General features: G+C 63.4%; 26 protein-coding genes. 18 read left to right on the top strand and 8 right to left on the bottom strand.

Annotated features, from left to right (window positions below; translation table 11 throughout):
- Positions 1–259: 259 nt before the first annotated feature.
- Together AC3B6A_RS23690 and AC3B6A_RS23685 are read left to right on the top strand one after the other, a co-directional pair.
- Positions 260–1,252, top strand: coding sequence for a TRAP transporter substrate-binding protein (locus tag AC3B6A_RS23690; protein WP_488399536.1), 993 nt, complete (start codon positions 260–262; stop codon positions 1,250–1,252).
- A gap of 107 nt (positions 1,253–1,359) precedes the next feature.
- Positions 1,360–2,136, top strand: a complete 777-nt coding sequence (locus tag AC3B6A_RS23685) for a ferredoxin--NADP reductase (RefSeq protein ID WP_488399535.1) — start codon at positions 1,360–1,362, stop codon at positions 2,134–2,136.
- 55 nt (positions 2,137–2,191) lie between these two features.
- Here the strand turns inward: AC3B6A_RS23685 and mscL are convergent, their stop codons facing one another.
- On the bottom strand, positions 2,192–2,599 hold the full coding sequence (mscL, locus tag AC3B6A_RS23680; RefSeq protein WP_488399534.1) for a large-conductance mechanosensitive channel protein MscL: 408 nt from the start codon (positions 2,597–2,599) through the stop codon (positions 2,192–2,194).
- A gap of 155 nt (positions 2,600–2,754) precedes the next feature.
- Here mscL and AC3B6A_RS23675 point away from each other — a divergent pair, with 155 nt between their 5' ends.
- The 3 genes from AC3B6A_RS23675 (at position 2,755) to radA (ending at position 4,887) form a co-directional block, all read left to right on the top strand.
- Positions 2,755–2,997: an HP1242/YdcH family protein gene (locus AC3B6A_RS23675; protein WP_488399533.1), complete on the top strand. Its 243-nt coding sequence runs from the start codon at positions 2,755–2,757 to the stop codon at positions 2,995–2,997.
- 76 nt (positions 2,998–3,073) lie between these two features.
- Positions 3,074–3,316 carry a hypothetical protein gene (locus AC3B6A_RS23670; protein WP_488399532.1) on the top strand — a complete coding sequence of 81 codons (243 nt, stop codon included), beginning with the start codon at positions 3,074–3,076 and terminating at the stop codon, positions 3,314–3,316.
- 197 nt (positions 3,317–3,513) lie between these two features.
- Positions 3,514–4,887: a DNA repair protein RadA gene (radA, locus tag AC3B6A_RS23665; protein ID WP_488399531.1), complete on the top strand. Its 1,374-nt coding sequence runs from the start codon at positions 3,514–3,516 to the stop codon at positions 4,885–4,887.
- A gap of 95 nt (positions 4,888–4,982) precedes the next feature.
- Here the strand turns inward: radA and AC3B6A_RS23660 are convergent, their stop codons facing one another.
- Entirely contained in the window at positions 4,983–5,351 is a 369-nt protein-coding gene (locus tag AC3B6A_RS23660) for a PilZ domain-containing protein (RefSeq protein ID WP_488399530.1), read from the bottom strand.
- A 177-nt stretch (positions 5,352–5,528) separates the two neighbouring features.
- Here AC3B6A_RS23660 and AC3B6A_RS23655 point away from each other — a divergent pair, with 177 nt between their 5' ends.
- The 4 genes from AC3B6A_RS23655 (at position 5,529) to yjiA (ending at position 9,702) form a co-directional block, all read left to right on the top strand.
- Positions 5,529–6,041 carry a DUF3015 domain-containing protein gene (locus AC3B6A_RS23655; RefSeq protein ID WP_488399529.1) on the top strand — a complete coding sequence of 171 codons (513 nt, stop codon included), beginning with the start codon at positions 5,529–5,531 and terminating at the stop codon, positions 6,039–6,041.
- 188 nt (positions 6,042–6,229) lie between these two features.
- Positions 6,230–8,296 (top strand): carbon starvation CstA family protein, encoded by a 2,067-nt coding sequence (locus AC3B6A_RS23650; protein WP_488399528.1) that lies wholly within the window; start codon positions 6,230–6,232, stop codon positions 8,294–8,296.
- A 12-nt stretch (positions 8,297–8,308) separates the two neighbouring features.
- Complete coding sequence (locus tag AC3B6A_RS23645; RefSeq protein ID WP_015478970.1) at positions 8,309–8,512, top strand: YbdD/YjiX family protein; 204 nt, start codon at positions 8,309–8,311, stop codon at positions 8,510–8,512.
- A gap of 191 nt (positions 8,513–8,703) precedes the next feature.
- Entirely contained in the window at positions 8,704–9,702 is a 999-nt protein-coding gene (yjiA, locus tag AC3B6A_RS23640) for a GTPase (protein WP_488399527.1), read from the top strand.
- Between the two features lie 79 nt (positions 9,703–9,781).
- On the opposite strand, the gene AC3B6A_RS23635 is transcribed toward yjiA, so the two are convergent.
- Both AC3B6A_RS23635 and AC3B6A_RS23630 read right to left on the bottom strand, forming a co-directional pair.
- Positions 9,782–11,266, bottom strand: a complete 1,485-nt coding sequence (locus tag AC3B6A_RS23635) for an APC family permease (RefSeq protein ID WP_488399526.1) — start codon at positions 11,264–11,266, stop codon at positions 9,782–9,784.
- 97 nt (positions 11,267–11,363) lie between these two features.
- On the bottom strand, positions 11,364–12,857 hold the full coding sequence (locus tag AC3B6A_RS23630) for an aldehyde dehydrogenase (protein ID WP_488399525.1): 1,494 nt from the start codon (positions 12,855–12,857) through the stop codon (positions 11,364–11,366).
- Between the two features lie 325 nt (positions 12,858–13,182).
- On the opposite strand from AC3B6A_RS23630, the gene AC3B6A_RS23625 reads away from it, so the two are divergent.
- From AC3B6A_RS23625 to AC3B6A_RS23610, 4 genes are all read left to right on the top strand, one after another.
- Complete coding sequence (locus tag AC3B6A_RS23625; protein ID WP_488399523.1) at positions 13,183–13,929, top strand: FadR/GntR family transcriptional regulator; 747 nt, start codon at positions 13,183–13,185, stop codon at positions 13,927–13,929.
- A gap of 129 nt (positions 13,930–14,058) precedes the next feature.
- The gene (locus tag AC3B6A_RS23620; protein ID WP_488399522.1) at positions 14,059–14,814 is read left to right on the top strand and encodes a cache domain-containing protein; all 756 of its coding nucleotides are present in this window, start codon (positions 14,059–14,061) and stop codon (positions 14,812–14,814) included.
- A 71-nt stretch (positions 14,815–14,885) separates the two neighbouring features.
- Positions 14,886–15,557 carry a YceH family protein gene (locus AC3B6A_RS23615; RefSeq protein ID WP_488399521.1) on the top strand — a complete coding sequence of 224 codons (672 nt, stop codon included), beginning with the start codon at positions 14,886–14,888 and terminating at the stop codon, positions 15,555–15,557.
- Positions 15,558–15,670: 113 nt separating this feature from the next.
- The gene (locus tag AC3B6A_RS23610; RefSeq protein WP_488399520.1) at positions 15,671–15,973 is read left to right on the top strand and encodes a hypothetical protein; all 303 of its coding nucleotides are present in this window, start codon (positions 15,671–15,673) and stop codon (positions 15,971–15,973) included.
- 242 nt (positions 15,974–16,215) lie between these two features.
- Here the strand turns inward: AC3B6A_RS23610 and AC3B6A_RS23605 are convergent, their stop codons facing one another.
- The 3 genes from AC3B6A_RS23605 to AC3B6A_RS23595 form a co-directional block, all read right to left on the bottom strand.
- Entirely contained in the window at positions 16,216–17,334 is a 1,119-nt protein-coding gene (locus tag AC3B6A_RS23605) for a RelA/SpoT domain-containing protein (RefSeq protein WP_488399519.1), read from the bottom strand.
- Positions 17,335–17,411: 77 nt separating this feature from the next.
- A complete protein-coding gene (locus tag AC3B6A_RS23600; protein WP_488399518.1) occupies positions 17,412–18,098 on the bottom strand; it encodes a hypothetical protein in 687 nt (228 codons plus the stop codon).
- 37 nt (positions 18,099–18,135) lie between these two features.
- Positions 18,136–18,642 (bottom strand): hypothetical protein, encoded by a 507-nt coding sequence (locus tag AC3B6A_RS23595; RefSeq protein WP_488399517.1) that lies wholly within the window; start codon positions 18,640–18,642, stop codon positions 18,136–18,138.
- Between the two features lie 176 nt (positions 18,643–18,818).
- Between AC3B6A_RS23595 and AC3B6A_RS23590 the strand changes: the two genes are divergently transcribed.
- The gene (locus AC3B6A_RS23590) at positions 18,819–19,034 is read left to right on the top strand and encodes a carbon storage regulator (RefSeq protein WP_488399516.1); all 216 of its coding nucleotides are present in this window, start codon (positions 18,819–18,821) and stop codon (positions 19,032–19,034) included.
- Between the two features lie 128 nt (positions 19,035–19,162).
- Here the strand turns inward: AC3B6A_RS23590 and AC3B6A_RS23585 are convergent, their stop codons facing one another.
- Positions 19,163–19,432, bottom strand: a complete 270-nt coding sequence (locus AC3B6A_RS23585; protein ID WP_488399515.1) for a hypothetical protein — start codon at positions 19,430–19,432, stop codon at positions 19,163–19,165.
- Between the two features lie 137 nt (positions 19,433–19,569).
- On the opposite strand from AC3B6A_RS23585, the gene AC3B6A_RS23580 reads away from it, so the two are divergent.
- The 4 genes from AC3B6A_RS23580 (at position 19,570) to AC3B6A_RS23565 (ending at position 20,760) form a co-directional block, all read left to right on the top strand.
- Positions 19,570–19,794: a DNA-binding protein gene (locus AC3B6A_RS23580; RefSeq protein WP_488399514.1), complete on the top strand. Its 225-nt coding sequence runs from the start codon at positions 19,570–19,572 to the stop codon at positions 19,792–19,794.
- Complete coding sequence (locus tag AC3B6A_RS23575) at positions 19,791–20,006, top strand: hypothetical protein (RefSeq protein WP_488399513.1); 216 nt, start codon at positions 19,791–19,793, stop codon at positions 20,004–20,006. The genes AC3B6A_RS23580 and AC3B6A_RS23575 overlap by 4 nt, the downstream gene beginning before the upstream one ends.
- Complete coding sequence (locus AC3B6A_RS23570) at positions 19,999–20,388, top strand: hypothetical protein (protein WP_488399512.1); 390 nt, start codon at positions 19,999–20,001, stop codon at positions 20,386–20,388. The genes AC3B6A_RS23575 and AC3B6A_RS23570 overlap by 8 nt, the downstream gene beginning before the upstream one ends.
- A 225-nt stretch (positions 20,389–20,613) precedes the next feature.
- On the top strand, positions 20,614–20,760 hold the full coding sequence (locus AC3B6A_RS23565) for a hypothetical protein (RefSeq protein WP_488399511.1): 147 nt from the start codon (positions 20,614–20,616) through the stop codon (positions 20,758–20,760).
- Positions 20,761–20,797 lie beyond the last annotated feature (37 nt).

Genomic DNA, 20,797 nt, shown 5'->3' with positions numbered 1-20,797 from the left:
TTGTCATGAAACTGAGACGGGGTTGGCTGTCGGCGACTTGTGTGGACCGACTGAATACCGAAAAATTATCGCCTATCCGCCCCGCCTTCGTCTGCGTGGCGGCCTGCCAATAATAACCGGGCGCCCCGCGCGACCCGGTAGGGCCCGATCCCGGGACTGCGTCCCGCCGACCTGCGGCCACCAACCTCGGAAGTCTTCACGAAACCTCGACCCGCGACTCGCTCGCGTGCCGGGCTATTGCCATTGCATAAGGATGTCGATGTACCGTTCGTTGCTTGGGGTGGCGCTGTCCGCCCTGTTCCTGGTGGCCCAACCGGCCTTCGCCGATGCGCCCATCGTGATCAAGTTCTCCCACGTCGTCGCCGACGACACCCCGAAGGGCCGCGGCGCGCTGCTGTTCAAGAAGCTGGTGGAGGAGCGCCTGGCCGGCGAGGTGAAGGTCGAGGTGTTCTCCAACTCCACGCTGGTCGGCGATGCCGACGAGCTGCAGGCGCTCAAGGACGGCAAGGTGCAGATGCTGGCGCCGTCGCTGTCCAAGTTCGAGGGCTACACCAGGCAGCTGGAGGTCTTCGACCTGCCGTTCCTGTTCGATGACCTGGAGGCGGTGAAGCGCTTCCAGAAGCGCAGCATGAGCCGCGAACTGCTGCACTCCATGGCCCGCTCCGGCATCTACGGCCTGGCCTACTGGAACAACGGCATGAAGCAGCTTTCCGCCAACCGCGAACTGCGCGCGCCGGCGGACGTGAAGGGCCTGAGCTTCCGCATCCAGCCGTCGTCGGTGATCGATGCGCAGTTCGGCCTGCTCGGCGCCAAGGCGGTGAAACTGCCCTTCGCCGAGACCCTCCAGGCGTTGCAGGACGGCCGGGTGCAGGGCACCGAGAACACCTGGTCGAACATCGCCAGCCAGAAGCTCGACGGCGCCCAGCCGTTCGTCACCGAGACCAACCACGGCGTGCTCAGCTACATGCTGATCAGCAACCAGAAGTTCTGGAACAGCCTGCCGTATCCGGTGCGCATCCAGCTGGAAACCATCATCGACGAGGTGACGGCGGAGGTGAACAAGGATGCCGAGGCGCTGAACCAGAAGGCGCGCGAGCAGGTGGCCGGCAACGGCAAGGCGCGCATCGTCGGCCTGACCCCGGCCGAGCGCGAGGCCTGGCGCACCGCCATGCAGCCGCTGTGGAAGCAGTTCGAGGGCGAGATCGGCGGCGACGTGCTGCGCGCGGCGCAGGTGGTCAACCGCAAGCACTGATGCAGAGCAGGCTTGTGACTATCTATCGGGATAGCCACAAGCCTTGCGGGTGTTCCTTACGCTGCCAATACGGGAAAATGGGCCGGTTCTTGAGAAAGGAGCGGACGATGACCGCCAGCGAAGAGAAGTTCACCCGCCAGACCCTGCTGGACGTGCAGACCCTGACCCCCAGCCTGTTCACCCTGCGCACCACCCGCGACAGCGGCTACCGCTTCCGCGCCGGGCAGTTCGCCCGCCTGGGCGTGTACAAGCCCAGCGGCAGCATCGTCTGGCGCGCCTATTCGATGGTTTCGGCGCCCTACGACGAGTTCCTCGAGTTCTTCTCCATCGTGGTGCCGGGCGGGGAGTTCACCAGCGAGCTCAGCCGCCTGTGCGTCGGCGACCAGCTGCTGGTGGACCGCCAGGCCTTCGGCTTCCTCACCCTCGACCGCTTCCCCGACGGCCGCGACCTCTGGCTGCTGGCCACCGGCACCGGCCTTGCGCCCTTCCTGTCGATCCTGCAGGACTTCGAGGTGTGGGAGCGCTTCGAGACCATCAAGCTGGTCTACAGCGCCCGCGAGGAGAAGGAACTGGCCTATCGCGAGCTGATCGCCAGCTTCGCCGCGATGGAGCACCTGGCGGAGCACATCCACAAGCTGCAGTTCATCCCGGTGGTCACCCGCGAGAGCGTCCCCGGCTGCCTGAATGCGCGGATCACCACGCTGATCGAGAACGGCGAGCTGGAGCGGGCCGCTGGCCTGGAGCTGAGCCCGGAACACTCGCGGGTGATGCTCTGCGGCAACCCGCAGATGATCGAGGACACCCGTGCGGTGCTGAAGGAGCGCGGCATGAGCCTGGCGCTGACGCGCAAGCCCGGGCAGATCGCGGTGGAGAACTACTGGTAGGTTTTCGGAAACGGTGTCAGCCCACCCCGCCGTTGCGACGGGGTGGGCCGCAAACTCAGGGCGCGCGGTTGCGCTGTTCCTTGAGCAGGTCGCGGATTTCGCCCAGCAGTTCCTGGTCCTTGGTCGGTGCTGCCGGCGCGGCCTCTTCCTCGCGCTTGAAGCGATTGATGGCCTTCACGCCCATGAAGATGGCGAAGGCGACGATCAGGAAGTCCAGGCAGGTCTGGATGAACTTGCCGTAGGCCAGCATGACCGCGGGCGTGTTGCCCTCGGCGGCCTTGAGGGTGATCGCCAGGTCGGAGAAGTCCACGCCACCGATCAGCAGGCCGATGGGCGGCATGATCAGGTCGCCGACGAAGGACGAGACGATCTTGCCGAAGGCGGCGCCGATGATGATGCCGACGGCCATGTCGACCACGTTGCCCTTGACGGCGAAGGCCTTGAACTCGCTAAGCAGACTCATGCAGGAACTCCTTGTAACTGAGGGGGGACAGTTGGGCAGTTTAGCGGCCCGCCGCGGTCCGTTCACCCCGAATCGTTCGATGACCGGCGGTGCTGGGCGCGCCCGCCGGGTGGGCTAGGCTTAACGGGCAACCCATCCATGTGAGGAGGTCCGCCATGCCGCTCGAGCATCATCCCCTGTCCCGCGAATTTCCCGACCACAAGGCACTGATGACCCGGCTGCACGGGAAAGACGCCACGTTCACCCGCCTCGCCGCCAGCTACGAGGAGCTTGACCGGCAAATCTACGATATCGAGGACGGTCGCGCGGCGATGGACGACCTCTCGCTCAATTCACTGAAGCTGCAACGGGTGACGCTGAAGGACGAGATCGCCGACCTGCTCAAGCGATCTTCCTGAGCTTGATTGGTGTCAAGGGTGATGGCCTGCGCCAGGCGTAGGCTGCCGCCATCCTTTTCCAACGGGTGCCACCGCCATGCGTAAAGTCATTCCGTCCCCTGGCCCGTCCGTCACCAAGCTCTCCAAACGCAACGTCGAAACCCTCCGCGCCCAGGAGCGCCTGATCCGCCTGAAGCTGCAGTACGAGCTGCTGGACCAGCGCATCGGCCGGGTGGAGGAGGGCATCGAACGCCCCGACTGCACCCTGGCGTCGCTGCTGATGCGCCGCGAAAGCCTGCGGCACGACATGGAGTGTCAGTACCGCCGCCTCGCGGGCTGAGAACCTGCTTACGATCTGCTGCGCGTCGGCATAACTGCGTTGGGATCGGTTTCGGGGTGCTCATTCACTGCCTGTAAACTCCGCCCCCGCAACCGATCTCGCCTTGTTCTGCTCTAGCTCGCGAGATCGCAAACAGGTCCTGAAGCGCCTGCCCCGATTGGCTATGATGCGGGCTTTGTCTTCGACGGAGTCCGCCCATGGCCAAGGCCAAGCGCATGTACGGCTGCACCGAGTGCGGCGCCACCTTCCCCAAATGGGCCGGCCAGTGCGCTGAGTGCGGTGCCTGGAACACCCTGGTCGAGACCGTCGTCGACACCACGCCCACCGGCGGTTCCGGCAGCTCCGGCCGTGGCGGCTGGGCCGGCCAGCAGGCCAACATCAAGACCCTCGCCGAAGTCAGCGTCGAGGAGATGCCGCGCTTCTCCACCGCCTCGGCGGAGCTGGACCGCGTGCTCGGCGGCGGCCTGGTCGACGGTTCGGTGGTGCTGATCGGCGGCGACCCCGGCATCGGCAAGTCCACCATCCTCCTGCAGACCCTCTGCAACGTCGCCGCGCGCCTGCCGGCGCTCTACGTCACCGGCGAGGAGTCCCAGCAGCAGGTCGCCATGCGCGCCCGCCGCCTCGGCCTGCCGGAAGACAAGCTCAAGGTCATGACCGAGACCTGCATCGAAAGCATCATCGCCACCGCGCGCCAGGAGCAGCCGAAGGTGATGGTGATCGACTCGATCCAGACCATCTTCACCGAACAGCTGCAATCGGCCCCCGGCGGCGTCGCCCAGGTGCGCGAGAGCGCGGCGCTGCTGGTGCGCTTCGCCAAGCAGAGCGGCACGGCGATCTTCCTGGTCGGCCACGTCACCAAGGAAGGCGCGCTGGCCGGCCCGCGCGTGCTGGAGCACATGGTCGACACCGTGCTGTATTTCGAGGGCGAATCCGACGGCCGCCTGCGCCTGCTGCGGGCGGTGAAGAACCGCTTCGGCGCGATCAACGAGCTGGGCGTGTTCGCCATGACCGACCGTGGCCTGAAGGAAGTGTCCAACCCTTCGGCGATCTTCCTCACCCGCGCCCAGGAATCGGTGCCCGGCAGCGTGGTCATGGCCACCTGGGAAGGCTCGCGGCCGATGCTGGTGGAAGTGCAGGCGCTGGTGGACACCAGCCACCTGGCCAACCCGCGCCGGGTGACCCTCGGCCTGGATCAGAACCGCCTGGCCATGCTGCTGGCGGTGCTGCACCGCCACGGCGGCATCCCGACCTACGACCAGGACGTGTTCCTCAACGTGGTGGGCGGGGTGAAGGTGCTGGAGACCGCCTCGGACCTGGCGCTGATGGCGGCGGTGATGTCCAGCCTGCGCAACCGGCCGCTGGATCACCAGTTGCTGGTGTTCGGCGAGGTCGGCCTGTCCGGCGAGGTGCGCCCGGTACCCAGCGGCCAGGAGCGCCTGAAGGAGGCGGCCAAGCACGGCTTCAAGCGCGCCATCGTGCCCCGGGGCAACGCGCCGAAGGAGGCGCCGGCGGGCCTGCAGGTGATCGCGGTGACGCGCCTGGAGCAGGCGCTGGATGCGTTGTTCGAGTAGCCGCTTTTCGTAGGAGCGAGCTTGCTCGCGAACGCTTTCCCGATAACTGCGCGGCTGGGGCTGTTCGCGAGCAAGCTCGCTCCTGCAGGGGCGCTTCAGTGCTCGCCGAGCAGTGTCAGCTCCCGCTCCAGCAGGGACTTGTCGCCCAGGTTCAGCTCCACCAGCCGGCGCAGGTGGCTGATGGATTCCAGGTCGATGTAGCGGCAGTTGAAGCCCAGCAGGCCCTCGCGCTCCCAAGCCAGCTCGGCGTCCATGTAGACGTTGACGTCGAAGCCCAGGTAGATGCGCACCTGCACCGGTTCGCCGGTCACCACGTCCCAGTGCTCGGGGCGTTCCACCAGCACGCCCTGCAGCGACAGGTCGAGCAGCACGACTTTCCAGCGCCGCTCGCCCTGGCTGATTTCCGTGCCGGCATCGAAGGCGATGCGCCGGAAGCGCCGGCGCTCGGCGTGGTCGTCAGTCATGTCGTGGCTCTCCGGTCGATCGGGATCGCCTCAACTATAGCCAAGTGCCGTGCAATACGTCGGGCCGCCCTGCCGTCGTCTACCCCCTGGCGCGCGGCGGTCACGGGTTTGACAGGTCGCCGGGTCTCGCCAAAGCTCCATGGGCGTCAATCCAATACCAATAGCGGAGTGCAGAACATGGATAAGAAGTTCATCAGCAAGGGTTTGATCTTCGGGGTGCTGGGCGCCGCCAGCCTGTTGGCGCAGGCCGACGAGGCCGGTCAGAGCGGCAAGGGATGCGGCTGGGGCAACATGGTCTTCGAGGGCCAGCGGGGCCTGTTCCAGCACCTGCTCGCCACCACCACCAACGGCACCTCCGGCAACGCCACCTTCGGCCTGACCTCAGGCACCAACGGTTGCGACTCCAACCAGCGCATCAGCTACGGCGGCCGCTCGATCTTCGCCATGAACGGCATGCTCGACAACATCGCCGAGAACATGGCCCAGGGGCATGGCGAAGCGCTGGACGCCTACGCCGTCCTGCTGGGCATTCCCACCGAGGACCGTGCGCACTTCGCCCAGGTCACCCAGCAGCACTTCAGCGAAATCTTCACCTCGCAGAACGCCACCGGCGAACAGGTGCTGAACAACACCCTGACGGTGATGAGCCGCGACCAGGTCCTGTCGCAGTACGTCAAGCAGCCGGCCTGAGCCCCGCCGAACCGCGAAGGCCCGCCCTGGAGGCGGGCCTTTCTTTTGCGCGCTGCGCGAAGAGGTCGCAGTGAGGTTCGGGAAATAAACACGTCACCGACCTAGACTAAGGTCGTATGAACGGGTCGTAGGAAAGGACTAGAATTTTTTCTGCGAATTCTCGCCTTCAATCTGTCGGAAGCCTCGCTATGAACAATAACAACAACCTGCTGCGTCACCTCGCATGGCTTGCGGTGGCGATAGTCGGTGCCTTTGCCTTGGGAGTCGTGGCCCTTCGCCGCGGCGAAACCGTCAACGCACTGTGGATCGTCGTTGCGGCAGTCGCCATCTATCTGGTCGCCTACCGCTACTACAGCCTGTTCATCGCCGAGAAGGTGATGCAACTGGACCCCAACCGAGCGACCCCTGCGGTGCTCAACAACGATGGCCTGGACTACGTCCCGACCAACAAGCACATCCTCTTCGGTCACCACTTCGCCGCCATCGCCGGCGCCGGCCCGCTGGTCGGTCCGGTACTCGCCGCACAGATGGGCTACCTGCCCGGCACGCTCTGGCTGATGGCCGGAGTGGTGCTGGCCGGCGCGGTGCAGGACTTCATGATCCTGTTCATCTCCAGCCGCCGCAACGGGCGCTCGCTGGGTGAACTGGTGCGCGAGGAAATGGGGCAGGTGGCGGGGACCATCGCCCTGTTCGGCGCGTTCCTGATCATGATCATCATCCTCGCGGTGCTCGCGCTCATCGTGGTCAAGGCCCTGGCCGGCAGCCCGTGGGGCATGTTCACGGTGATGGCGACCATCCCGACCGCGATCCTCATGGGCGTGTACATGCGCTACATCCGCCCGGGCCGCATCGGTGAGATTTCGGTGATCGGCGTGGCCCTGCTGCTGGGCTCCATCTGGCTCGGCGGGCAGGTTGCCGCCAACCCCGAATGGGCCCCGGTGTTCAGCTTCACCGGCGTGCAGATCACCTGGCTGCTGATCGCCTACGGCGCCATCGCCTCGGTGCTGCCGGTGTGGCTGCTGCTGGCGCCGCGCGACTACCTGTCGACCTTCCTGAAGATCGGCACCATCGTCGCCCTGGCCATCGGCATCGTGATCGTCATGCCGGGCCTGAAGATGCCGGCCCTGACCCAGTTCGTCGACGGCACCGGCCCGGTGTGGAAAGGCGGCCTGTTCCCGTTCCTGTTCATCACCATCGCCTGTGGCGCCGTTTCCGGCTTCCACGCGCTGATCGCCTCCGGCACCACGCCCAAGCTGCTCAACCGCGAGCCGGACGCCCGCTACATCGGCTACGGCGGCATGCTGATGGAATCCTTCGTGGCCATCATGGCGATGGTCGCCGCCTCGGTGATCGAACCGGGCGTGTACTTCGCCATGAACAGCCCGCCGGCCGTGGTCGGCGCCGACGTCAACGCGGTGGCCGCCACCGTCAGCAGCTGGGGCTTCGTGATCACCCCCGAGGTGCTGACGCAGACCGCCAAGGACATCGGCGAAACCACCATCCTGGCCCGTGCCGGTGGTGCGCCGACCCTCGCCGTGGGCATCGCGCACATCCTTCACCAGGTGCTGCCGGGTGAGAACACCATGGCCTTCTGGTACCACTTCGCGATCCTCTTCGAGGCGCTGTTCATCCTCACCGCGGTGGACGCCGGCACCCGTGCCGGGCGCTTCATGCTGCAGGACCTGCTGGGCAACTTCGTCCCGGCGCTGAAGAAGACCGAATCCTGGACCGCCAACATCGTCGGCACCGGCGGCTGCGTCGCGCTGTGGGGCTGGCTGCTGTACCAGGGCGTGGTCGATCCGCTGGGCGGCATCAACACCCTGTGGCCGCTGTTCGGCATCTCCAACCAGATGCTCGCGGGCATCGCGCTGATGCTGGCCACCGTCGTGCTGATCAAGATGAAGCGCCAGCAGTACGTCTGGGTCACCGCCCTGCCGGCCGCCTGGCTGCTGATCTGCACCTCCGCCGCCGGGCTGATCAAGATCTTCGACTCGAACCCGGCCGTGGGCTTCGTCGCGCTGGGCAAGAAGTACGGCGCCGCGCTGGATGCCGGCCAGGTGCTGGCTCCGGCCAAGGACCTGGCCCAGGTGCAGACCGTGATGGTCAACGCCTACATCAACGCCGGCCTCACCGTGCTGTTCCTGCTGGTGGTGTTCAGCGTGCTGGTGTACTCCATCAAGGTCGGCGCCAGCGCCTGGAGCAAGAAGGAACGCACCGACAAGGAAGCGCCCTTCCAGCCGATTCCGGACGCCTGACGGAGGTTCATCATGTTCAACGACCTCAGCCGCATGGGTAAGTATCTCGGGCAGGCCGCACGCATGCTGGTCGGCATGCCCGACTACGACACCTACGTTCAGCACATGCAGAACAAGCACCCGGACAAGACTCCGATGACCTACGAGGAGTTCTTCCGCGAGCGCCAGGAGGCGCGCTACGGTGGCGGCAAGGGGAGACCGATCCGCTGCTGCTGATCGGATGAAACTGGCTGCGTGGCCGATGCTGCGTTGCCAGCGGCCGGAAAAATGCTCATCTACTGCAGTAGACTCCGCTTTTTCCGGCCACTGGCGCCTTGCCTCGGCTGCCTCGCCGACGTTTCATGAATAGAGATGCGGGCCGCGAGCGATCGCGGCCCGTTTTCATTTCCGATTGCCTGGATGTCCCCATGACCGATTCCGCAAGCGCGCCGCAGATTCCGGTGACCGTCCTCACCGGCTTTCTCGGGGCGGGCAAGACCACCCTGCTCAAGCACATCCTCAAGGCCGAGCATGGCCTGAAGATCGCCGTGATCGAGAACGAGTTCAGCGAGACGCCCATCGACGGCCAACTGCTGGGCGACGACGCGGTGCAGGTGATGACGCTGTCCAACGGCTGCGTCTGCTGCACCATCAACACCGACCTGGAGCGCGCGCTGTTCGTCCTGCTGGAGCGCCGCGACAACGGCGAGCTGGACTTCGACCGGGTGGTGATCGAATGCACCGGCCTGGCCGACCCGGCCCCGGTGGCGCAGACCTTCTTCGTCGACGAGACGCTGCGCGAGCGCTACCTGCTCGACGGCATCATCACCCTGGTGGACGCCGCCAACGCCGAGCGCCACCTGCAGGAAGCCATCGCCCAGGCCCAGGTCGGCTTCGGCGACCGCATCCTGGTGAGCAAGCGCGACCTGGCGTCGCCGGAGCAGTACGACGCGCTGCTGGAGCGCCTGCAGCGCATCAACCGCCGCGCCGAGATCCATCCGGTGGCGCACGGCGCCATCGAGCTGGAGCGCCTGCTCGACGTGCGCGGCTTCAACCTCAACGCCGACGTTGGCCTGCGCCCGCTGCTGCGCCCCGCGCGCCCGGCGGCGGACACCGCCGACCGCATCACCACCCTGGTGCTGCGCAGCGAGCGCGCGCTGGACATCGAGCGCCTCAGCGCGTTCATGGACGACCTGCTGCAATGGCACGGCAACTCGCTGCTGCGCTACAAGGGCGTGCTGAACATCGCCGACGAGGAGCGCCGCCTGGTGTTCCAGGGCGTGCTGCGGCTCTACGGCTTCGACTGGGACAGCGAGTGGAAGGACGACGAGAAGCGCGAGAGCGTGATCGTCTTCATCGGTGACAACCTGCCGGAAGAGCAGATCCGGCAAGGCTTCGAGGCCATCACCGGCGGGGCTGCCGCCTGAGCGGAAACGCCCGTTCGCGGGTGCGCTCCCGATGAAAAACGCCCGGCATCAGCCGGGCGTTTTCGTTTCGCTGGAACGCTTATTGCCGATGCAGCTTCCAGGCGTCCCCGTGCGGCGCGGTGCCCTTGTCGTACGGGCGGAACAGCAGCATGTACAGCAGCCCCAGCGCGATCACGATGCCGCCCACCAGGATGATCCCGTAGTTGAGGAACCAGGGCGCATCCGGGGTGCGCGGCCAGGACATGTTGACGATCGCCAGCACGCCATAGATCTGCGCGGCGATGTTCACCGGCCAGGCCCACTTGCCGAGGGTGAAGGCGCCGCTGGGCTTCCAGCCGCGCAGGCGGGCGAACAGGGCGCCGCCGACGATCATCTGGAAGGACAGGTAGATGCCGATGGCGGCGAAGCTCACCACCATGGCGATGGCGTTCTGCAAGTAGAAGCCGGCGCAGACGATCACGGCGGGAATCACCCCGCAGGCGATCAGCGCGGCGGTCGGCACGTGGGTGTTGGGCGACAGGCGCTTGAGCAGGCCGCTGCCCATCACCATCTCGTCGCGGGCGTAGGAGTACAGCAGGCGGCTGGCGGCGGCCTGCAGGCTGAGCACGCAGGAGACGAAGGACACGATGATCACCGCCATCACCAGGCGCGCGCCGGTGGTGCCGAAGGCGTTGTCGAGGATGGTGGTCATCGGGTCCTTGTCGGCGCCGGAGATCACCGCCTGCATGTCCGGTACCGCGAGGATCAGCGCCAGGGCGGCGAAGATCGCCGCGCCGCCGCCGATCCAGATGGTCATGCGCATGGCCTTGGGAATGCGCCGGCTGGGGTTCGGGGTTTCCTCGGCGACGTCACCGCAGGCCTCGAAGCCGTAGTAGAGGAACATGCCCGCCAGCGACGCGGCGAGGAACGCCGGCCAGTAGCTGCCGTCGATCTGGATGTCGAAGGTGTCGAACAGCACCGAGAACGGCTGGTGGCGCTGGAACAGCAGCAGGTAGGAGCCGATCACCAGCGCGCCGAGCAGTTCGCAGATGAAGCCGAACATCGCCACGCGGGCCAGCAGCTTGGTGCCGGAGAGGTTGAGCAGGGTGGCGATCACCGTCAGCGCCAGGGCGACGAAGGTGTTGGTCACCGGCGTGGATTCGAAGCCGAGCAGGGTGGCGATGTACGGGCCGGCGCCCAGGGCCACGGCGGCGATGGTCACGCACAGCGACACCGAGTAGATCCAGCCGACCATCCACGCCCAGCGCTTGCCCACCAGGCGCCGCGCCCAGGGGTAGACGCCGCCGGAGATGGGGAACTGTGAGACCACCTCGCAGAAGATCAGGCACACCAGCATCTGCCCGATGCCCACCAGCAGGTAGGACCAGAACATCGGCGGCCCGCCCACGGCCAGGCACAGGCCGAACAGGGTGTACACGCCGACCACCGGCGAGAGGTAGGTGAAGCCCAGGGCGAAGTTCTGCCACAGGCTCATGCTGCGTTCGAAATTCGAGGTGTAGCCCAGCGCGCGGAGCTGCTCCGCGTCGCGGTCCAGGGCGATGCCTGGCTGTACCGAGCTGTTCATCGTGATTGTCCTGGCGGCATCGACTGCCGCAGCGAAAAAGGCGTTGTTGTTATTCTCCGGCGCGCGGATCGCCCGCGCGCCGTCGCAGGCACTGCGGTTACAGCTTGATCCAGGTGGCCTTCAGCTCGGTGTACTTGTCGAAGGCGTGCAGCGACTTGTCGCGGCCGTTGCCCGACTGCTTGAAGCCGCCGAAGGGCGCGGTCATGTCGCCACCGTCGTACATGTTCACCCACACGCTGCCGGCGCGCAGGGCGCGGGCGGTGAGGTGGGCCTTGGAGATGTCGCGGGTCCACACCGCCGCCGCCAGCCCGTAGGGCGTGTCGTTGGCGATGCGCACGGCATCCTCGGCGTCCTCGAACTCGATGACCGACAGCACCGGCCCGAAGATTTCCTCGCGGGCGATCCGCATCGCGCTGCTCACGCCGTCGAACAGGGTCGGCTCGACGTAGGTGCCGCCGGTTTCCTCCAGCACGCGCTTGCCGCCGGTGAGAATCGTCGCGCCTTCGTCCTGGCCGGCCTGGATGTAGCCCAGCACCTGGTCCAGCTGGCGGCCGTCGACCAGGGCGCCGACGTTGGTTTCCGGGTCCAGCGGGTTGCCCGGCTTCCAGCCCTTGATGGCCTCGACCACCAGGGGCAGGAACTTCGCCTTGATCGACTTCTGCACCAGCAGGCGCGAGCCGGCGGTGCACACCTCGCCCTGGTTGAAGGCGATGGCGGCGGCGGCGGATTCGGCGGCGGCGGCGAGGTCCGGCGCGTCCTCGAAGACGATGTTCGGGCTCTTGCCGCCGGCCTCCAGCCAGACGCGCTTCATGTTCGACTCGCCGGCGTAGACCATCAGCTGCTTGGCGATCCGGGTGGAGCCGGTGAACACCACGGTGTCCACGTCCATGTGCAGCGCCAGGGCCTTGCCGACGGTGTGGCCGTAGCCCGGCAGCACGTTCAGCACGCCGGCCGGCAGGCCCGCGTCGATGGCCAGCCGGGCGATGCGGATGGCGGTCAGCGGCGAGCGCTCCGACGGCTTGAGGATCACCGAGTTGCCGGTGGCCAGCGCCGGGCCGAGCTTCCAGGCGGCCATCATCAGCGGGAAGTTCCACGGCACGATGGCGGCGACGACGCCGATCGGCTCGCGGGTGACCAGGCCGAGCTGGTCCTGGGAGGTGGCGGCCACTTCGTCGTAGATCTTGTCGATGGCCTCGCCGCTCCAGCGGATGGAGTCCGCGGCGCCCGGCAGGTCGACGTTCAGCGCATCGCCGATGGGCTTGCCCATGTCCAGGGTTTCCAGCAGCGCCAGTTCCTCGGCGTGCTCCTCCAGCAGCGCGGCGAAGCGGATCATCACGGCCTTGCGCGCGGCCGGCGCCATGCGCGACCAGACGCCGGAATCGAAGGTGGCGCGGGCGCTCTGCACCGCGCGCTCGGCATCGGCGGTGTCGCAGCTGGCGACCCTGGCCAGCAGGCGACCGTCCACCGGGCTGATGCAGTCGAAGGTGTCGCCGGAGGCGGCGGCAAGGTACTCGCCCTGGATGAAGGCGCGGCCCTCGATCTTCAGGCTCTTGGCGCGGGCTTCCCATTCGGCGCGGGTTGGCTGGCTCATGCGTATCGCTCCTCGTTCTTGCTGTTGTTGGCGGGGACGGCTCTCGGGCCGTCGCTGGCTAATACATTTAAAACCATATCTTATGATTTCGCGCTTGCCAATACTGGGCAAAAAACGAGCGTTCGAAAGAGGTTTTTGTGTGAAAATCCCTTGTTGAAAGCCCATGTATCCATTTAAAAATATGGAGACATAGTTTTGTGCGGAGCCGCTGCCACAGGGGCTTCCGCGCGGGGTAGACTTCGCCTCCGAGACCCAGACAGAACGCCAGAACAGGAATCCCCAGCGCAGGAAGCGTCCGTCACCGGCGCCCCGCGCATCGCTGCCTATGAACGAATTCAGGAAAGTCCGCCCCGCCAGCTTCATGCGCCTGCGCCAGGAAGGGCGCACCGAGGAAGTTGCGCGCCGACTGGTGGAAATGGTCGATCTCGGCCTCTACGCCGAGGGCGAGCAACTGCCCAGCGAAAGCGAGCTGGCGATGCAGTTCGGCGTCGCCACCGTGACCCTGCGCGACGCCCTGGCGGAGCTGCGCGAACGCGGCGTGATCGAGACCCGGCGCGGGCGCAATGGCGGCAGCTTCGTCTGCTCGCCGCAGCGCACCTCCGAGGACGCGCTGCTCGGCCAGCTGCGCCAGATGAGTGCGCTGGAACTGCGCGACCTGGGCGACGAGCACGTCGCCATCGCCGGCGCCGCCGCGCGCCTGGCGGCCCAGCGTTCCACGCCCGACGAACACGCGCGCATCGCCCAGTACCTCGATGCCCTGGCGAGCGCCACCACGCGCCAGGAGCAGCGCCGCGCCGATGCGCGCTTCCATATCGAGATCGCCGTCGCCGCCCAGTCCGTGCGCCTCACCCACGCGGAGATGCGCCTGCAGGCCGAGATCGGCGAATGGCTGTGGCTGCCGCGGGAGGGCTTCCCCGGCGCGGCGGCCATCGCCCAGGAGCACCGCGCCATCCTCGAAGCCATCGGCGCCGGTGACGCCAATCTCGCCGGTGCGCTGGCCGAGGCCCACGTCACCCGCGGGATCAAGCGCCTGATCAACCTGCGCCTGAGCCTGCTGCTCGACGACGGCTGAGTGGCACAGCCCTTGCTGCTTTCCCGGCGCGCCCGCCGCCCGCCGCGGGGGCGCGTCCAGTGATCCACCCAGCAGACCCGGCGGGCCTCTATGGCCCGCGTGATAACAAGAATTCGCGAGGCCCCGGTCATGTCCAGCACACAAACCACGGATGAACTCCAGCGTTGCGCCCAGCGCATCGACGCTTCCATCCGTAACGTTTTCCAGCGCCTCGACGAGCTGGCCGGCGAGGTCGTGGCGATCTGGCAGGAGCTCGCCGAAGAGGGCCGGCGACCGTCGTCGAAGGACCTCGGCGCGTTGCGCCCGCGCATCCGCCACGACCTCACCGACACCGGCGCGCGCCTGCACGGCACCGGCGTGGTGATCGAGCCGGGCGAGCTGGCCGACCAGGACATGTACCTGGAATGGTGGTACCACGGCCGCGGCGACAAGGTCGTGCCCATGAGCCTGAACTTCAACCGGCGCAGCGAGAACTTCTACAACTACCTCAACATGCCCTGGTTCTCCCGCCCGCGCAGCAGCGGCCAACCCTCGGTGGTCGGGCCCTTCGTCGACCTCTACGGCACCGACCTGTACATCCTCGCCTTCTCCGTGCCGATCCAGGTCGACGGCCGCTTCATCGGCGTCGCCGCCGCCGACATCGCCCTGCACGAGTTCGAGGGCGTGCTGCTCGGCAGCCTGATGCAGATGGGCCACGAAGCCCTGGTGGTCAACGGCGAAGGCCGCGTGGTGGCGGCCAACACCGCCAACTGGTTCGCCGGCGATCTCGCGCGCCGCACCCTCGGCCGCGAAGGGCAGGGACGGGAGCGGGAACTGGCCGAATCCTTCTCCCACTGGGCCGTGATCGAACGCCCGCTGAACCGCCGCCTGGCCGGCGCGGCCTGAGCGCGCCGGCGGCTGCCAAACGCCGCGCAATTGGCTAGGCTAGGGCGGTTCTTCCATTGACGGATACCGCCATGAGCCAGTCGCTCGACACCCTCTCCGACTTCGAACCGCTGAGTGCGGTGGATGCCCGCGTCCTCGGATGCCTGATCGAAAAGCAGGTCACCACCCCGGAAACCTACCCGCTGACCCTCAACGCGCTGGTCACTGCCTGCAACCAGAAGACCAGCCGCGACCCGGTGATGAGCCTCACCCCAGGCCTGGTCGGCCAGTCCCTGCGCCACCTCGAAGGGCGCGAGATGACCCGGCTGGTCATGGGCAGCCGCGCCGACCGCTGGGAGCAGCGCCTGGACAAGGCCCTGGAGCTGGTCAAGCCGCAGGTCATCCTGCTCGGCCTGCTGTTCCTGCGCGGCCCGCAGACCCTCAACGAACTGCTCACCCGCAGCCAGCGGATGCACGACTTCGACGACACCGAGGACGTCCGCCATCAACTGGAACGCCTCGCCGGCCGGGGCATGGCCGTGCAACTGGAACGCCTGGGCGGCCAGCGCGAAGACCGCTACATGCACCTGCTGGGCACCGAGGACGACCGCCAGGCCGCCATCGCCGCCAGCGGCAGCCGCAGCTCCGGCGAGCGCAGCGACGGCGCCGGGCATGACGAATCCCGCCTGGTCGAACTGGAAGGACGCATCGCCGCCCTGGAAGAACGCCTCGCCCTGCTGGAGCTGGGCATTTCGCGGGATTGAGTCAGGCATTCCCCTCTGGCCGATCGACCTTGGTCGGCCTGCCATCCCTCTAATCAGGCATTAATATTCGACGCCGATAGTGACTGCTTTGCCCGCTTTACCCGGAGTTCACCATGAATCGAAAACCTTCCCAGGCCCAGCTGAACGCCGTGCTCAGCCAGCTCTCGGAAACCGACTTCAAATCCGTGAACGACCTCGCCGGGCATCCCGAGGTCAATCTCCTCGTCATCCGCGAACTGTTCCGCCGGGGCTTGATCAAGGGCGTGCTGATCGACGACCCGTTTGGCGCCAAGGATGAAGACGGCCCATTGCTCTGCAATGCGGAGCGGCTGCGCCTGTGCAGGCCGTGTCTGGAAGTCGTTACACAAGGGAGTACGGAACCGCTGCTGCCCAGGTTGGGGTTCCTGACGTTCTAGGTAAATTGCGGGCAAGAAAAAGCCCCTGAAATTCACTAGGAAAATCAGGGGCTTATCGTTTACGTTTGGTGGAGCCGGGGGGATTTGAACCCGTTTTCTACCTGCCCCACTAATGGTCATTGTTGGTCAACGCCAATAAGACTGCGGCCTCCATCAATGCCAGGCTAGGTAGTAATGGCAAGTGGTGGCAATTGTTTTCGACATTTTTTCGACAGTGTCGGAACCATCTACGGCAACATATATCAGTCTTTACTATCCTTGTCAGAGTCGGATTTTGGCTTACTATTCTTTGGCTTCGCTGCTGGTGCTTTAGGAGGGGGGCTTTTTCCAAAGCTTGTATTCGAAGAGTGAATGTTCGTAAGATTTCTATTCACGATCTCCCTCCATCGCTCGCTGGAAGAAAAGGCAATCTTACTGTTTTCTAATATTTTTTGCATTTCCTCAGCGTGGAACTCCCAGGGGTTTCGCTTGCTAAGATTTCCGCGCAGCCTATTAACCTCATCCTTTAGTTGAGATATTTGTTCAGTTAGTTGAGCGCCTTGGTTTTTTGCGACTTGCATGGAGTTAATGGTTCTCTCCATTTCATTTAGTGCTCTGTCTCTTTCACCTGATAGCTCTATCATCTGAGCTTGCTTTGATTTTATATCGAGGGCCAGTATCTTAACGAAACTACCCATTTCATCCGCGCTTCCAGAAATTCGATTGAATGTCTGAAGGAAATACTCAATTAGCGTGTTGTCAGAGAAGTTTGGATATCTAATCTGATGGTCAATCTCGCTCCAGCCCTCCTCAAATATTGTTCTCACCTGAACTTCAATGAGAATCTTTTCTTTTTTTGGCTGCGTGCTGATTATATAATGAATTGAACGATATCCACTTGGGTGAATTTGTGCGCTAAACTCTCTTTCATCTACCTGAGGGGTTTGATCACCGCTGCGAATATAAATCTTCGGGGTCTCTTCAAGGTTCCAAGTGCAAGCAATCTCCTGATGGATCTCCTCAAAATCCTCCTTGAATAGATGCAAGGACCTAACGCCAATTAGATCGGTAATTATAGATCTGTAGTTGTCTTTGCATATGTTCTTGTACTTCTCCTTTGATTCAGGAGAGACAAGCTTTCTGACTATTTTCTCCAACAGATGCTCAGCGTCTTTGATTCGCCAACGAACCGAGTGTACTCGCTTGAACTTCTGCATGGTCCCCGCAATAAATCCGGCAGTATCACCTAATGAGTCTATCTTTGACTCATGATCAAGTCCGATTTCCTTTAGATGTTTCCATTCAATCCCAGCCGACTCCCAAACTTCGCTAGGAACTCTATTTCTAGCGAGGAAGTCCTCTAGCTCAAGATCTTTAATCATAGTGCGTCCCTTCATTCTTCCAGGTGCCTTGCTCTGAAGCTTCAATGGCTTGGAAGGTTATTGTTTAACATTCCATCTCAGGAAATATTCTCGTATTCAGCTATAGCCTTCCTGAGCTCCCTCTCAAGATTTACTGCCGACCTTAAAAGATTTGCGAGAGTCTCATGGTTTTCGTCAACTGCGGGCGACATAGAACTGGAGCGGATCTTTAAAGCTTCAGTGCAAGCCATGCGAAAATCAAGAATATTATCTCGCAAGGATTTATCTATAAATACAAGCGCGGCGCCATATGCCGTCCCGGATTTTTTCAGGCGCTCGGTAATGCTTTTAAGATGGGAAGTGAACACCTCGTGTTCAAAAGCATGCTCGCACTCAATCCTTGCCAGTGCAATGATGTCTGTCTCTAGTCCGGCATGGGCATCTAATATATCTGCTATTGCGGAGAATCTGCGTTCATAGAATTTAAGTGCAATGGATTTTTTTAAGTCCTGTGCTGCCTTAATCCTTTCTGTTTCCGCAATCAAGCTGACCTTATATGTTTCCAGCTCTCTCTGTAGCTGAGCTTGGTGTAAGGATAGATCCTTCGCGAGCTTTGTTTTCAGTTCTTCAATTTCAGCTGAAACAGATCTCGCGAGTATAGATTTAATTTTTTCTCGATAGTAGTAGGCAAGTGCCCCGCAAATAGCGAGGAAAAACGGTGTGGTTTTCGCTGCATAATCAATTGCAGTTAAAAACCATGACGCACTAGTTGCGACTGACTCCATTTTCTTCCTGCTCCATAAGTAATTGCACTAGCTGTTATCAATCTCCGCAGGCTTCTGTCTTTTTCTGTGCGGTTCGTTCTGAAGGATTCTGACTGTGCTGCTGCCACCAGAACTGGCACTGGGATGATTGGAAGCGCTTTTCCTGATTTGCGCGCGCTTGCTCTGCCTGGGCCTGGGCGAGTTGTTCAGCGTGCCGTTGTTTTCTGGCCTCTTCTTCTGCAGTCATTCGCTGCTGCATTTCTGCTTGGGTGCGTCTGGAGTTTTGCTCAACCTGCCTCATGGTCTGCTCCATGTGGGCAGCAGCTTCGTTGAGTGCGGCTTTGATGCGTTGCTCCTGGATGTAATCGTAGAGCAGCTTTCCGCCCCACAGGCCGCCGACGATGATGATCGCGGCCAGAATGATGGCGTGGCTGGGGTCCATGGGAGTGTGGGCGTGGCGAGGTGGCGCGGCTTTCCGGCCCCGACGTTCGTTGCGATCGTCGATTTCCTCGTCCATATCGAAGCTCAGGCTTTTGAGCTGTTCGTCAATCTCGCGCTTTTCCATGCACGTTGCGTCCTTGCTTGCTGGCGGACTCAGGGTCTACGTGGGTCGATTCTAACTGGCATGTAGGATGATGGCATCTTGAAAGTACGATAGCTCTGAAAAGCCTGTTTCGGCCTTATGGCGCTTCTGCGCTCTGCCATGTTGCGTCGACCAGTAGCCGCAACATGGAGCGAGCGATGAGCTATCTCGTACTTCAGCGTCATGCGAATGAGCGGATCGTGTTGACTGCGAACCAGGATGTGAGTGATGAGGACCTGATCCGGCACATCAGGGATCAGGGAATCGCGGTATGTGTGACGCGTACCGGGGAAAAGACGGTGAGTCTTGGGATCAGCGCGCCAGAGTCGATATTGATACTGCGCGCGGAGCTGCTGAAGCCCTACGTGCTGTAGTCAGTCTGTGAGAGTTATATCGATGGTAAGGCTGGCCGGTGGGTGGTCAGCCTTGCTCTCTGAGGTATCCGCATCCTGGGCGTGGATGCTTCGTGCGTACCAGCGTTTGCCCACCTTGGTAGTGAGTTCTATCCCGCGTCTTGATTGCTCAAGTTTCGATTTGCTTCGTCGTAGTCGGGACTGGTTTGCCCACTTTCCGGTGCAATCTGGCCGCTCGCTACCCATAGAGCGTACTGAGGATAGATTTTTACCAGCACCTCAACTTCCTCCGTACTCAATCTCACCCGCTTATGGCGAAGATTTTTCCAACGGCTGTAGCTGATGCTCGACTGCCTGACTAGATCGTCTAGACCGGTCTTATAGATAAGAGCTACAGCTCTATCCTGCATTGATTCCATAAAGTTCTATAAACCCAATAGGTTCAATATTTGCACTTCTGCGTTGCACTGGTATCTTGATTTCGTCAGTGCAACTAATGCACCGCTAATCCGCACTGATGGACCCCATCAAAGCCCAACATAGTGCAGGAAAGCCCATGGATGTGGAAGAAACGAACCTCACTCTGAAAGACCTACTTGCGCCCCCGCCCTTGATGCCGTGGCGCGCCTTCGCCGACTGGATACGTATGGGCGACCGCCACGACATCGTCTGGGGCTGGATTCGCAACGGCTACATCCCGTCGCAGAAGTACGGCAAACACATGATGGTCAACGTGGCGCAGCTGACCGCCATGCTGATGGAGAAGGAGACGCGACTGTGAGCACGCCCCAGATCACCCCCGAACTCTGCACCATCGCCGCCTTCGCCCAGATGTGCGGCGTGTCCTACGCCGAAGCGGAGCAATGGACGGAAGACGGCACCATCCCCAGCCTCGACCTGGGTACCTTCCGCATGGTCAACCTCGCCCGCTTCCGCGCCGACCTTGACAAGGGCAAGGCCACCTTCGACGCGGGGGACTACCGCCATGAATAGCGAGAGAGTGACCCTGGACGCCCAGAGCGCGCTGGCCTATCTGGGCCAGACCGTTCTCGTCGAACTGGCATGGGAGCAGGACCCGGAATCGCTGTGGTGCTGCATGCACATCGTTGGCGTTGCCCTGCAGGTGTCGGGTGTCCACGAAGACCCGTACTTCCTGGTCAAGAATGTCGCCAGCGACGACCCATTTCCCAACGAGATGTTCTGGACGAACATCCGCACGATCCGGGTGATGCGGCACCGCGACCGGCACGGTTCCGGCAACGTACTGGACCGCATCGCCCGCCCCAAACTGTCCCGGTCAGGGGCCGCGCTCCCGGCTCGTCGGAACAGCTCCACCGTTCCGGCGAACGGAAGCACGGGCGGAGCGCACCCTTGACCGCGCACCCGCCAGAAACAGCCTCGGCTGGGGAGTGTGGGGCAGCTCTTCCGCCCCGCGCTCCCGAGCCCTCGGCGGCGAGAGCGGGATGACAAGGGCAGCGCCCTTGGTGTTGATCTTCCTCCCGGCGCGCACGGGCCCCACCGACAGCCGCCGCAGCAGCACCCCGCCCTTCCAGTCCCTCTCGCTCCGCCAGCCACTCTCCTTCACGTCCTGGAGCGCGCCATGTCGGAGTACCTCTTCCTCAAGACCATCCTCTTCCTGCTCGCCGCCTACCTGTTCGGTATCTGGCAACTGCATCACCCCGATTACCCCACCTGTTGGCTCGATGCGGGTCGCCCCGGTTGCTGGACGTTGACCGACCCGCCGTAGGAGCGGCTCGCCTCGGAGCGACCAAGGCGGGGAGGTC

The organism is Pseudomonas sp. B12(2026), from assembly GCF_057767015.1.
The sequence above is the reverse complement of the archived record's forward strand: the minus strand, read 5'-3'. Positions and strand labels throughout refer to the sequence as shown.

Coding starts and splice junctions, on each gene's coding strand:
- AC3B6A_RS23690 (WP_488399536.1), top strand. CDS start 260: ATGTACCGTTCGTTGCTTGGGGTGGCGCTGTCCGCCCTGTTCCTGGTG.
- AC3B6A_RS23685 (WP_488399535.1), top strand. CDS start 1,360: ATGACCGCCAGCGAAGAGAAGTTCACCCGCCAGACCCTGCTGGACGTG.
- mscL (WP_488399534.1), bottom strand. CDS start 2,599: ATGAGTCTGCTTAGCGAGTTCAAGGCCTTCGCCGTCAAGGGCAACGTG.
- AC3B6A_RS23675 (WP_488399533.1), top strand. CDS start 2,755: ATGCCGCTCGAGCATCATCCCCTGTCCCGCGAATTTCCCGACCACAAG.
- AC3B6A_RS23670 (WP_488399532.1), top strand. CDS start 3,074: ATGCGTAAAGTCATTCCGTCCCCTGGCCCGTCCGTCACCAAGCTCTCC.
- radA (WP_488399531.1), top strand. CDS start 3,514: ATGGCCAAGGCCAAGCGCATGTACGGCTGCACCGAGTGCGGCGCCACC.
- AC3B6A_RS23660 (WP_488399530.1), bottom strand. CDS start 5,351: ATGACTGACGACCACGCCGAGCGCCGGCGCTTCCGGCGCATCGCCTTC.
- AC3B6A_RS23655 (WP_488399529.1), top strand. CDS start 5,529: ATGGATAAGAAGTTCATCAGCAAGGGTTTGATCTTCGGGGTGCTGGGC.
- AC3B6A_RS23650 (WP_488399528.1), top strand. CDS start 6,230: ATGAACAATAACAACAACCTGCTGCGTCACCTCGCATGGCTTGCGGTG.
- AC3B6A_RS23645 (WP_015478970.1), top strand. CDS start 8,309: ATGTTCAACGACCTCAGCCGCATGGGTAAGTATCTCGGGCAGGCCGCA.
- yjiA (WP_488399527.1), top strand. CDS start 8,704: ATGACCGATTCCGCAAGCGCGCCGCAGATTCCGGTGACCGTCCTCACC.
- AC3B6A_RS23635 (WP_488399526.1), bottom strand. CDS start 11,266: ATGAACAGCTCGGTACAGCCAGGCATCGCCCTGGACCGCGACGCGGAG.
- AC3B6A_RS23630 (WP_488399525.1), bottom strand. CDS start 12,857: ATGAGCCAGCCAACCCGCGCCGAATGGGAAGCCCGCGCCAAGAGCCTG.
- AC3B6A_RS23625 (WP_488399523.1), top strand. CDS start 13,183: ATGAACGAATTCAGGAAAGTCCGCCCCGCCAGCTTCATGCGCCTGCGC.
- AC3B6A_RS23620 (WP_488399522.1), top strand. CDS start 14,059: ATGTCCAGCACACAAACCACGGATGAACTCCAGCGTTGCGCCCAGCGC.
- AC3B6A_RS23615 (WP_488399521.1), top strand. CDS start 14,886: ATGAGCCAGTCGCTCGACACCCTCTCCGACTTCGAACCGCTGAGTGCG.
- AC3B6A_RS23610 (WP_488399520.1), top strand. CDS start 15,671: ATGAATCGAAAACCTTCCCAGGCCCAGCTGAACGCCGTGCTCAGCCAG.
- AC3B6A_RS23605 (WP_488399519.1), bottom strand. CDS start 17,334: ATGATTAAAGATCTTGAGCTAGAGGACTTCCTCGCTAGAAATAGAGTT.
- AC3B6A_RS23600 (WP_488399518.1), bottom strand. CDS start 18,098: ATGGAGTCAGTCGCAACTAGTGCGTCATGGTTTTTAACTGCAATTGAT.
- AC3B6A_RS23595 (WP_488399517.1), bottom strand. CDS start 18,642: ATGGAAAAGCGCGAGATTGACGAACAGCTCAAAAGCCTGAGCTTCGAT.
- AC3B6A_RS23590 (WP_488399516.1), top strand. CDS start 18,819: ATGAGCTATCTCGTACTTCAGCGTCATGCGAATGAGCGGATCGTGTTG.
- AC3B6A_RS23585 (WP_488399515.1), bottom strand. CDS start 19,432: ATGGAATCAATGCAGGATAGAGCTGTAGCTCTTATCTATAAGACCGGT.
- AC3B6A_RS23580 (WP_488399514.1), top strand. CDS start 19,570: ATGGATGTGGAAGAAACGAACCTCACTCTGAAAGACCTACTTGCGCCC.
- AC3B6A_RS23570 (WP_488399512.1), top strand. CDS start 19,999: ATGAATAGCGAGAGAGTGACCCTGGACGCCCAGAGCGCGCTGGCCTAT.
- AC3B6A_RS23565 (WP_488399511.1), top strand. CDS start 20,614: ATGTCGGAGTACCTCTTCCTCAAGACCATCCTCTTCCTGCTCGCCGCC.